This is a genomic window from Adlercreutzia wanghongyangiae, from assembly GCF_035989245.1.
GTDB lineage: Bacteria > Actinomycetota > Coriobacteriia > Coriobacteriales > Eggerthellaceae > Adlercreutzia > Adlercreutzia wanghongyangiae.
Genome location: NZ_JAYMFF010000002.1, coordinates 267,718 through 278,753 on the forward strand (window position 1 = coordinate 267,718; position 11,036 = coordinate 278,753).

The 11,036-nt window shown below is 64.0% G+C and carries 8 protein-coding genes; 2 read left to right on the plus strand and 6 right to left on the minus strand.

Going from position 1 to position 11,036, the window contains the following annotated elements:
* Positions 1–261: 261 nt before the first annotated feature.
* Complete coding sequence (locus VIN30_RS01515) at positions 262–1,623, plus strand: helix-turn-helix domain-containing protein (protein WP_338208709.1); 1,362 nt, start codon at positions 262–264, stop codon at positions 1,621–1,623.
* On the opposite strand, the gene VIN30_RS01520 is transcribed toward VIN30_RS01515, so the two are convergent.
* From VIN30_RS01520 to VIN30_RS01545, 6 genes are all read right to left on the minus strand, one after another.
* Positions 1,550–2,782 carry a sensor histidine kinase gene (locus VIN30_RS01520; RefSeq protein WP_338208712.1) on the minus strand — a complete coding sequence of 411 codons (1,233 nt, stop codon included), beginning with the start codon at positions 2,780–2,782 and terminating at the stop codon, positions 1,550–1,552. The two genes, VIN30_RS01515 and VIN30_RS01520, sit on opposite strands and share 74 nt — an antisense overlap.
* Positions 2,779–3,510 (minus strand): response regulator transcription factor, encoded by a 732-nt coding sequence (locus VIN30_RS01525; RefSeq protein WP_338208714.1) that lies wholly within the window; start codon positions 3,508–3,510, stop codon positions 2,779–2,781. The genes VIN30_RS01520 and VIN30_RS01525 overlap by 4 nt, the downstream gene beginning before the upstream one ends.
* 121 nt (positions 3,511–3,631) lie before the next feature.
* Entirely contained in the window at positions 3,632–4,684 is a 1,053-nt protein-coding gene (locus tag VIN30_RS01530) for a Na/Pi cotransporter family protein (RefSeq protein ID WP_338208716.1), read from the minus strand.
* Positions 4,685–4,906: 222 nt separating this feature from the next.
* Entirely contained in the window at positions 4,907–7,240 is a 2,334-nt protein-coding gene (locus VIN30_RS01535; RefSeq protein ID WP_338208719.1) for an anaerobic ribonucleoside triphosphate reductase, read from the minus strand.
* A 446-nt stretch (positions 7,241–7,686) separates the two neighbouring features.
* The gene (locus VIN30_RS01540; RefSeq protein WP_338208721.1) at positions 7,687–8,592 is read right to left on the minus strand and encodes a homocysteine S-methyltransferase family protein; all 906 of its coding nucleotides are present in this window, start codon (positions 8,590–8,592) and stop codon (positions 7,687–7,689) included.
* Positions 8,593–9,120: 528 nt separating this feature from the next.
* Complete coding sequence (locus VIN30_RS01545) at positions 9,121–9,714, minus strand: hypothetical protein (RefSeq protein WP_338208723.1); 594 nt, start codon at positions 9,712–9,714, stop codon at positions 9,121–9,123.
* Between the two features lie 170 nt (positions 9,715–9,884).
* On the opposite strand from VIN30_RS01545, the gene VIN30_RS01550 reads away from it, so the two are divergent.
* Positions 9,885–11,003 (plus strand): MBL fold metallo-hydrolase, encoded by a 1,119-nt coding sequence (locus tag VIN30_RS01550; RefSeq protein WP_338208725.1) that lies wholly within the window; start codon positions 9,885–9,887, stop codon positions 11,001–11,003.
* The last annotated feature ends 33 nt before the right edge of the window (positions 11,004–11,036 follow it).

Below are 11,036 nucleotides of genomic sequence, written 5' to 3' on the forward strand. Positions count from 1 at the left end.
GGCATTTCGCCCGCTCAGAGCCTTCACTGGCTCTCACGCTTTTTGAGCAGAGGACCCACGGTTGGCCTACAATAGCCAAAGGCAGAAATCTCCCAGGGGAGGGCGGAGATGCACGTGAGTCACAGCAACAGCGGACGATTTCCTTTGGCGGCAATCGGGTTTGCCGCCTTTCTCGCCATGAACTCCTTTTCACTTTGGGGGTTCTCGGCGTTGCCCCAACGCGCTTTCGGAATGGATGCCAGCAGCTCGTGGACTATCCCCTTGCAACTGAGCAACGTGGGCACGTTTCTCGTCTACTTCCTGGGAGCCCGTCGGCTGCCGCGCCTGCTCAACCGCGTTCCGTTTCTTGAAGCCATCCTTCTTATCTCTTGCGGAATGATCCTGCTCCTGGGATTCTTCCTCTCGTCGGCCCTGGGGCTGCTGGTGGCTGCCGCCGTGCTCGTCGGCGCGGGAACCACCTGCTGCTTTATCTGCTGGGAACACGTTTTCTCATTCGGAACGGTTTGCGAGGGCCAGCAGCGCATCATCGCGGGATCGGCGCTTTCCATTCTCGCGTTCGCCTTTCTGTTTGTCCTCGGCAGCGACACGACGTTGTTCACGGTGGCCCTGCTCGCTTTCTTGAATCTGGTGCTGCTCTACGCCTCGCTGGTTCTGGAGCGGAGGCGCCCCGCCGCATCTGCGGCACCCGACGGCATTGCCGAAGATTTCCCGTCCCACGCCGACCCCAGCCCCGGGGAAGCCGAGCGCGCCTGCACCTCCCTGCGCGTTATGGCGCAAAGGTTCGGCAAGCCCATCCTCTGCATCGTCATGGTGGGCATTATTTCCCCCGTTCTGGGCAACGTTGCCTACCCCGAGCCGCTCGCCCTGGAGGAGAACTGCCTGCTGGTGCTGTCGGCGAACCTGCTTTCGGCGTGCATCCTGGGCGTCATCTGGTTCGTGCTGCGCAAGAGCACCACCGTGGTGCGCGTCTACGTCATCCTCTTTCCCTTGCTGGTAACGGCCCTTCTGCTGCTGCCTTTCGTGGCAGATGCCTTCCGCATCGCCATTATGTTCGTAGGCAGTTTCGCGTTCACCTTGTTCTCCATCGTGATGATGATGTGGTGCATCACCGCGGCGCGACAGTGGCAGATGAGCCTTACCGAGGTATATGCCCTGTTCGGCGGTATCACCTACGGATCGCGCCTCGTAGGCCAGTGTCTTGCATCGGTGATCAGCTCGAGCTCCCTTTCTCAGGAAACCCAGATTTTCGCCAGCGTGGCCATTCTGCTGTACGGCTGCTCGCTGGTCATGTTCGTACTGGCCCGCAGAGGGGAAACCCGCACAGGAAGCGCGGCGGCAGTGGCAAGCGGCGTGGATGTGCTGCACGAGGCCTGCCGGCAGCTTTCCCAGGAGCACGGGCTTTCCGCACGGCAGAGCGAGGTGCTCGACTTGCTGGTGCACGGCTACGACGTGCCTTCGGCCGCAAAGAAGCTGTTCATTTCGGAGAACACGGTACGCACCCACATGAAGAAGATCTACGCGCTCATGGACGTTCATTCCAAGCAGGAGATCATCGATGCGGTGAATGCGCGATGCTCGTCCGATGCCCAGGGTTCCCAACCGCCGCGGGAAAGCGCAGGGTGAAAGTGGCGCCGTGGCCTTCCGTGCCGCCGACCTCGATGGTGCCGCCGTGGCGCTGGGCGCCGTGCTTCACGATGGCCAGCCCCAGGCCCGTGCCGCCGGTTTCCTTCGAGCGGCTCTTCTCCAGGCGGTAGAAGCGCTCGAAAATCTTCTCGCGCTGGTCTTCGGGAATGCCCGGGCCGTTATCGCTCACCCGCACCATTATGGGAAGGGCGTTGGCACTTTGCCCGACGGAGCCTTCCACCGCGCGGCTCTCCACGCCGGCACGCGGCTCATCGGAGCCGAGCGGCCCGACGCCGGCGCCGCCCGAGGGCTTTCCCACGCTCACTTCCACACGCACCTGGCCGCCCGACTCGTTGTAACGAATGGCGTTCTCGATGAGGTTGTAGAGCATCTGCTCCATCAGGCTCTCGTTGCCGGCCACGGTGGCCGGCTCGCCCACCACTTCCACGGCAATGCCATGTTCTTCTGCCAGTTTCGCCAGCCGGTCGGCGGCACGGCAGGCCACTCCCAGCACTTCCACCGGCGCCGCCGTAGCCTCATCGGGGGGCACCTCGTCCAGCCGCGACAAAATGAGCACGTCGTTGATGAGCGCCCGCATGGCCTGGGATTCCTGATAGATGAGGCCGGCGAAACGGGGCACGTCGTCGGGGGGCACCATGCCGTTGGCCATCAGCTCGGCATAGCCGGAGATAACCTGCAAGGGCGTTTTCATCTCGTGGGACACGTTGGCTGAGAAGTCGCGACGCAGGCTCTCGGCGCGGGCGAGTTCCTCGTTCTGGGCGCGCAAGGTGCGCTGTTGGGAGTCGATGCGCGTCAGCAGGGGCGCCATTTCGGCGTAGGCGCGCCCCGCCAGGGGGTCGGCCACGTCCACCTCGTCCAGCGGACGCATGATGTAACGGGTAAGCAGGCGCGACACCGCGAAGGCAAGCACCACGCCCACTATCAGCGTGGCCAGCACGCACACTGCTAAGTCGCCCGCGAAGAAGTCTGCCATGGCATCGCGCGAGCCGGGCATCTGGCGCACCGCAGCCGCGAAGATGCTCACGAACAGCAGGGTGAGCGACGCGATGCCCATCAGCGTGAACAGCAGCACGCTGCGGAAAATGCGGCCCGACAAACTGGGTGCGCCCGCAGCGGCGGAGCGAGACGGGGCGCTCACCGCAGCACCTCTTTCAGGCGATAGCCCACTCCGCGCACGGTGCCCAAGGCTTCCTCGGCGCCGGGGGCAGCGGCGGCGAGCTTCTTGCGCAACGTTTTCACGTGCATGTCCACCGTGCGCGTCTCGCCGACGAAGCTCACGCCCCACACCTGGTCGAGCAGCTGCTCGCGGGTGAGAACGCGGCCCTTGTTCTCCATCAGCACGCGCAGCAAATCGAACTCCTTGCGCGTCAGGGGAAGCTCCGCGCCGGCCGCCGTGGCCGTGCGCGCCTCGGGCGTAAGCACCACTGACCCACAAACGAGTTGCCCCGGCTCGGACGCGGAGGAGGCATTCGTGGCGCGGGCGGGCCGGGCCGCGCGACGCAGCAGCGCGTTCACCCGCGAGACCAGCTCCATCATGCCGAAGGGCTTCGCCAGGTAGTCGTCGGCACCGGCGTCCAGCCCGCTCACCTTGTCGAACTCGGTGCCCTTGGCAGTGAGCATCATCACGGGAATGTCCTCGGTTTCCGCCGATTCCCGCAGACGCGCCACCAGCGCAAGGCCATCTTCACCCGGCAGCATGATGTCCAGCAGCGCTGCGGCCGGCGGTTCAGCGCGGCAGGCTTCCACGAAGCCCTCGCCATCGGGAAAGGCCCGCACTTGAAAGCCGGCCTGGCGCAAGGCGTAGCTCGTCAGATCGCGAATGTTCTCGTCGTCTTCCACGTAGTATATGAGAGGCGCGTCGGCCATGATGCTCCTTTCGGCTGCCTGGGCGCATTGTAGCGCAGACGCCCGCCAAGAAACGGAGCAAGGCCCCGCACCGTCAGGAATCTGACGCGGAGCCTTGCTGAAACGCGGGCGCGTCGGGCCCCTATGCTGCGGCCGCGTCCGGCGCAAGGGGCGCCTCGTGGGCCAAGGAACCGTCGGCCAGCGGGTTGCGCGGGCGCAACGGCTTCTCGGGAAGCACCGCCATCACCAGGCGCACCATCAGCGACACACACGGCAACCACAGCACGGTCATGGACACGTTGAACAGCGTATGGGCGTTCGCGATCTGGCGGGCGATGACCTCCACTTCGGCCCCCGTCGGCGGAATGGCGGCCACTACACTGGCGAACGGGCCGATAAGCCCCACGAACAACAGGCAGCCCGACAGGTTGAAAATGCAGTGCGACAGCGCCAGGCGCTTCGCGTCGCGCGACTGGCCCACGGCGGCCAGAAGCGCCGTGATGGTAGTGCCCAGGTTGTCGCCCAGCAGAATGGGAATAGCCCCCTCCAGTCCGATGATGCTGGCACCGTCGGGACCAGGCGTGGCGGCGAAGTTCTGCAGCACGGCGATGGTAGCACTGGAGCTTTGCACCACCAGCGTCATCACCGTGCCCACCACCACGCCGAGCACAGGCACGCCGGCCACCTGGGCGATCAGGTCGGTGAACACGGGATTGGTGGCCAGCGGCTTCATGACGGCGCCCATGGTGTCGATGCCGAGGAACAACAGGCCGAAACCGAAGATGGCCGTGCCGATGAACTTCAACTGCCCCTGGCGGCCCAGCTGCATGACCACGAAGCCCGTCAGCACAATGCCCAGCACGTAATCGGACAGCTTGAAGGCGATAATCTGCGCCGTAATGGTGGTGCCGATGTTCGCACCCATGATGATGGGGATGGCCTGGCGCAGGTTCATGAGGCCGGCCGCCACGAATCCGATGGTCATCACGGTGGTGGCGCTGGAGCTTTGCAGCACCGCCGTAGCCAGCGCGCCGGCAAGCACGCCAACGACCGGGTTCTTCGTCACCGCAGCGAGAATAGCGCGCATGCGCTCGCCGGCGGCATCCTGCAAGTTGCTGCTCATGAGGCTCATACCGTACAGGAACAGGGCCAGACCGCCGAAAAGCCCCAACCCGATCTGCAACAGCTCTTCCACCTGCGTCTCCTTCGTCGCATCGCTGCAGGCGCGCCGAAGCACCCGCTAACACGTCTCAACGAACACGCAGTATGCCGTGCCTGTGAGCGCCCCAAGTAATCCACCGGTAAAGGGAATGTAAAGTTTCACAGGTCGTTCCCGGCGTCGCAAACAGCGCAGACAAACAAAAGAGGGCCGTCTTACGGGACGGCCCTCGGGCTCAGCTGTGTGCGTTCGCGTTGCTTACTCGCTCGTCGGCACGTCGTGCTTCACGCGCTGGCTCTCCTCGGCGCGCTTGGCGTCGTTGAAGCGGTCCAGCGTGCCTACCAGGTAGCCCGTGATGCGGCGAATGCGCTCGAAGGGCTGGTTATGCTCGTCCTCGGTGCGGCCGCACTTGGGGCACACGTCCTCGATGATGCCGTTGTAGCCACACACCGGGTCACGATCGACCGGGTGGTTCACCGAACCGTAGCCCATGCCGCAGTCCTTCATGTAGCGGATGACGCTCTCGAAGGCCTCCAGGTTGTCGGACGGGTCGCCGTCCAGCTCGATGTAGCTGATGTGTCCACCGTTGGTGAGCGCGTGGTAGGGCGCCTCCAGGGCGATCTTGTCGTAGGCGGAAATGTCGAAGTACACCGGCACGTGGAAGCCGTTGGTGTAGTAGTCGCGGTCGGTCACGCCGGGGATGACGCCGTAGCGCTCGCGGTCGATGCGCACGAAACGGCCGGACAGGCCCTCGGCGGGCGTGGCGATGAGCGTGTAGTTCATGCCGCGCTCCTTCGAGATGCGGTCGCAGTAGGAGCGCATGTGGCCCACGATCTCCAGGCCCAGGCGCTGCGCCTCGGGCGACTGGCCGTGATGCTGGCCCGTCAGCGCCACCAGGCACTCGGCCAGGCCGATGAATCCAGTGGTCAGCGTGCCGTGCTTCAGCACCTCGCGCTGCTCGTCGGTGGGCTTCAGCTTCTCGGAATCGATCCACACGCCCTGGCCCATGAGGAACGGCGCGTTGTACACCTTCTTGCGCGCCTGAATCTCGAAGCGCTCGTCCAGCTGGCCGGTCACCAGCTGCAGCTTGGAATCGAGCAGATCGAAGAACAGGTCCACGTCGCCCTTGGCGCGGATGGCCAGGCGGGGCAGGTTGATGGAGGTGAAGGACAGGTTGCCGCGACCGGGGGTGATCTCGCGGTCGGGGTCGTACAGGTTGCCCATCACGCGGGTGCGGCAGCCCATGTAGGCGATCTCGCTCTCGGGGGTGCCGTTGTAGTACTGGGCGTTGAACGGCGCGTCCAGGAAGCTGAAGTTCGGGAACAGACGCTTGGCCGAGCAGTGCATGGCCAGCTTGAACAGGTCGTAGTTCGGGTCCTCGGGGTTGTAGTTCACGCCTTCCTTCACGCGGAAGATCTGCACGGGGAAGATGGGCGTCTCGCCGGAGCCCAAGCCCTCCTCGGTGGCCAGCAGCATGTTCTTGATGACCATGCGGCCCTCGGGGCTTGTGTCCATGCCGTAGTTCACCGAGCTGAACGGCGTCTGCGCGCCGGCGCGGGAGTGCATGGTGTTCAAGTTGTGCACCAAAGCCTCCATGGCCTGGAAGGTCTGGCGGTCGGTGTCGCGGGAGGCGTTCTTCTCGGCGTAGGCCACGATGCGGTCGGCCGTGGCCTCATCGGTGCCGGCCTCCACCAGCGCGCTCACCACGGCGGCGCGGAAGGCGGGGGCCATCTCCAACGAGGCGATGGTGCCGGTCTCCTCCTCGATGCGGGCGAGCATGTTCTCGGCGAAGTCGCGATCGTCGGCGATGTCGGTCAGCAGATCGATGCCCTCGGCGATGTGCTTCTTGAACAGGCGACGGAAGGTCTTGCGCACGCCCACGGCCAGGCCGTAATCGAAGTCGCACACCGACTGGCCACCATGCTGGTCGTTCTGGTTCGACTGGATGGCGATGCAGGCCAAGGCCGCGTAGCTGGAGATGTCGTTGGGCTCGCGCAGCACGCCGTGGCCGGTGGAGAAGCCGCCCTTGAAGAGCTTGCGCAGCTCAATCTGGCAGCAGGTGGTGGTCAGCGTGTAGAAATCCATGTCGTGGATGTGGATGTCGCCCTCGCGGTGCGCCTTGGCGTAGCGCGGATCGATGACGCACATCTCGTAGAACTGCTTGGCCGATTCCGAGCCGTACTTCAGCATGGTACCCATGGCGGTGTCGGCGTCGATATTGGCGTTCTCGCGCTTCATGTCGGAGTCGGCGGCCTTCGAGAAGGTGATGTCCTTCAGCGTCTGGATGAGGCGGGAGTTCACATCGCGCACGCGACTGCGCTCGGCGCGGTACAGAATGTAGGCCTTGGCGGTCTGCACGAAGCCGGACTCGATGAGGGTCTCCTCCACCAGATCCTGCACGCCTTCAACCGTGGGCGTGCCCTCGATGGCTCCGCTCTCAAGCTTCTCGACGACCGTCGCGGCGATCTGCTCGGCGGTGGCGCGATCCTGCATGGCCGCGCAAGCCTGGAACGACTTCTCCACCGCGTCGGCGATCTTCTGGGGATGGAACTCCGCCGTGCGCCCGTCGCGCTTGATGATGGTTTTAACCATAACCGCTTTCTTCCTTTCGTCTGTCACGTTTCCGCGCTGTGCCAACCACAACATGCAGAAGCCCGGCAATGTTTTCCCCATCGCCGGCATTCGCTGTTTCTGAGGGGGTAAACCCGTGTTTTCGATTGTTTTTCCAACAAGCTTTCCACAGGTTATTCACCGCTTAAAACACTATATCTTGTGGTTAGTTGTTCTTGCGGCGGATACATATAGTACTCGCCTGGGCGTTCGAGTTCAACCGAACAAGTTGTGTTTTTACAACTCGAAAAAGAACAGAAATTTTTTCGATTAAAGGTGACGCCCTGTCAGTAGCGCAGGTTTTCTCGCGGCCGACGACTCAGGTTTCCAGAGCGCAGCCACCCCTCCCTCGCGACATGACAGGGTCTGCGCGGCCGAGCACACGCCCCGCCGCGCCCCCATGGGCAAAGGAAATGGTCCAAGAACGACTACCCTACGACCACATCCTGTCCTGCCACGGTGGCGGCCAGCACGCCGGTGTACGCCGGCGTGGCATCGCCGGCGGCGCGCAGGAACTGCACCCCCGCAGCACGCAGGTCGGCCGCAGCGGCCATCATGGTATCGGCAGTGCAATAGGGGTTCTCGGCCGTGGGGCCCTGTTGCTTCGAGTTGCGATCGCCCACCACCAGCGAGGCCAGCACGCACAAGTCAGCCCCCTGAGCTGCCAAGTGATCGCGCACCGAGGCGGCCAGGGCCGTCGCAACCGTCGGCTCGGCCAGCGTGGTAAAGCCCGCCACCGCCGCGCCAAATTCCACCATGACGTCCACCGCCTCGGCCAAGGTGCCCCGACCCGATGCCAGCGCGCCGTCGGCCGTTACATCCACCGAGGCGAACACGGGAAGATCGCACGCCTTGCGCACCCCCATGAGGGCGCACTTCAAGTCGTCGGCCGCAGCGAAGCCGTTCAGGAACACGGCATCCACCGCCGTGCCGTCGAACAGATGGGCCGCCCGGGCGTACTGGTCGCGGTTTTCCACCAGCGATGCCTTTGAAGACGCGTCCAGCGGCAGGCCGCACGGGCCGATTTCCGCCAGCACGTGCTGGGGCTTAAAGGCCTCCACCGCCTGCAGGGCATGTTGGGCCAGCTCATCGCCCTTGCCGTTCATGCCCAGCTCGGCCAAACGAGCAGGCGTAAGCAACGCCGTGGGCAGCACGAGGCACTGGGGGCCTGCCACTACTTCCAGGCGATAGGCCTCTTCGATGGTCTCCGGCTCCAGCAGCAGCGTGAGCATCTGCTCGCGGGCGCCATTAATGCCCTGGCGGCGCAAGGCCGCATCCACCGGCGACGAGAGAACGAGCATGTCCTTGAAGAAACGCAGCGCGATATCGGCCATGGGGAATTCCTTTCCACAGAGAATGTCCCCCCATGATACAGGAATTCACGAACTGCCGCCGCGACTTCCTGTGCGGGGCGAACGGGGTTTTCGTAGGGGTGAGCGGGCCTTTCTCGGCATTGGAGTGCACTTCACCGCCAAAACCATGCCGTTCTCGCTCAAAGCCATGCATATTACTCAACATAAAACAAGTCTTGCTTTATTATTCGTATCAGCGATTCGGAAGTTCCCCTGCTTCCATCGCTCTGCTTCATACCCCTTGAAAGCAGAATGCGGCACTCGATGTCGCATTACCCCCTCCTCCGGCGCGGCGAAGTACCCCTCTTCGTCGCGCCACTTCTTTTCTTGGCGCTGCATTCGGGCGCCTTCCGGCTCCCTCGGACACGTCAAAATCGAGGGGTTTGGTACCCCAAAATTCAAGGATTTGGTACCCAGTGATTACAAAAGCCCAGGTCGCATTTTACGAAATCCGGGGATTCGGATACCAAACCCCCGGATTTTGGCGGCAGAGTCGGAGAGCCCTGACAGCTACTCCTCTCCCTCGTCGGCCTCGGTGCAGCCGCAGCCGCAAGCATCGGCGGCGTGGTCGTGGGCGCCGCAGCACTCGTGGCCGCCCTCGTCCTCGTCGTCGGCGTACTTCTCGTCGATCTCGTCGTCGGTGTAGGCAACCGGCTCCTTCAGGGCCTCCATGAAGTTGGGAGCCTCGCCGATGTAGGCCGGCTCGGCCTCGAAGGTGTAGGCGCCTTCGCCATCCTGGGTGTACAGGTAGGCCACGGCGTAACCCGTATCGACGCCCGGCTGGCCGCCCTCGGCAATGATGGCGTCCTTCACGCCGTCGTCGGTCTCGATGTAACCGTCGTAGCAGAACGCGTAGGCGCCCGCCCCGCGCGCACCGCGTACGGTGTGCTCGGCGGCGGCGAAGCACTGCTCGGCGTCGTCGCCCGGATGGCTTTCCAGGAACAGATTCTCTTTCACGATAAGAGCCGTGAACGGAATGAGATCCTGACCCGCCTCCATGCGCTCCTTGGCCTCGTCCAGCGAGAACACCAGCACGCGCTCGAGCTCCTCGGGAATCTCGGGCACCTCCTGGCTGTCGTTTTCAATATTGCGGTCGGCCACCATCGGCCTCCTTTCTGGCTTTTTCGTACGGTGCCAGTGTAGGCCAGTAGGGAAAAATCCTGCGCCGCAGCGCCCCTCATTTCGGCGATTCTCCAAAGGCGCGCCACCGAGACGCCTATACTGGCACGCAGTGCTCCCGTGGCAACCTGTTCGACCCCTCCGAGGAACAACCTATGAGCGACCCCTCCAACACCCTGGCATGGCTCGACCAGCCCCACACCGGCGAGACCGTCACCTACCGCGACTGTGCCGGGCAGTCCCATAAGCTGCCGGTGCGCTACCCCCGCGTCACAGCCGTTACCCAAGCTCAGGGACGCGAAATCGCCCCGCATCTGTTCTGGTGCTCGTTCGCATTGGACGGCTTCCACTTCTGCGACCGCATCGACCTGTACAGTATCATCGAGCCCGGCAAGCAGGCGCTGCTCATCGACACGGGCCACTACGATCTGTGCGGCATGACCTTCCTGGACGATCTGCTGGCCCAAACTGGCACGCCCTGGGAGACTGTCGACGTGTTCCTCACCCACCTGCACGACGATCATACCGGCAACGTGCCCTATTGCCTGCACCAAGGCGCACGGGGGCTGATGCGCGGCGCGTGCGACCCCTACGACCCGCGCAACGTGCAGGCCTTCCTGCAGGAAACCGGAGCGGCCGCGGTGCAGGATACGGCCCTGGACGCCTTCGTAGCCATGCTGCTGGGAAAGGACAACCCGCTGTACGAGGCGCTGCCCACTGTGCGCGAAGTGGACGCTGGCGACAGTCTGGACTACGGCGGCTATCACCTGGAAGTACTGGAAACCCCCGGTCACACCTTCGAGCATCGCTGCCTGCTGGAACCCGAGCGGGGTATCCTGTTCGCCGGCGACCACATCATCGTGGCCACGCCGGGCGTTATGCAGTTCCAACGCGACCAGCAGCTGCTGCGCCGGTATCTGGAAAGCCTGCATATGCTGCGAAACAGCGGGCTGCGCACCGTGTACTTAAGCCATCATGAAGCGCTGAGCAGCACCGACGACATTGTGCGGCTGATCGACCGCATTGCGACCACCTACGAGAAGCCCCTGGAGAAAACCCGTGCCATCGTGGCTGAGCAGGGCCCTGTCACCATTTACGCCACCGCCGCGGCATCGTGCCGTCACCTGCCCGGCGGCCTGGCCGGCCTCGCCAACGGCATGCGGTCGCGCCGGGTGGCCACCACCTTCGGTTACTTGGAATACCTGGCCGACACGGGTTGGGCGCGCCGGCACACGGCTGACGACGGCGCGCTGGTGTACGAGAAGGCGAACTGACAGCCACAACGCGGTGACAAACGCCACGTGCCC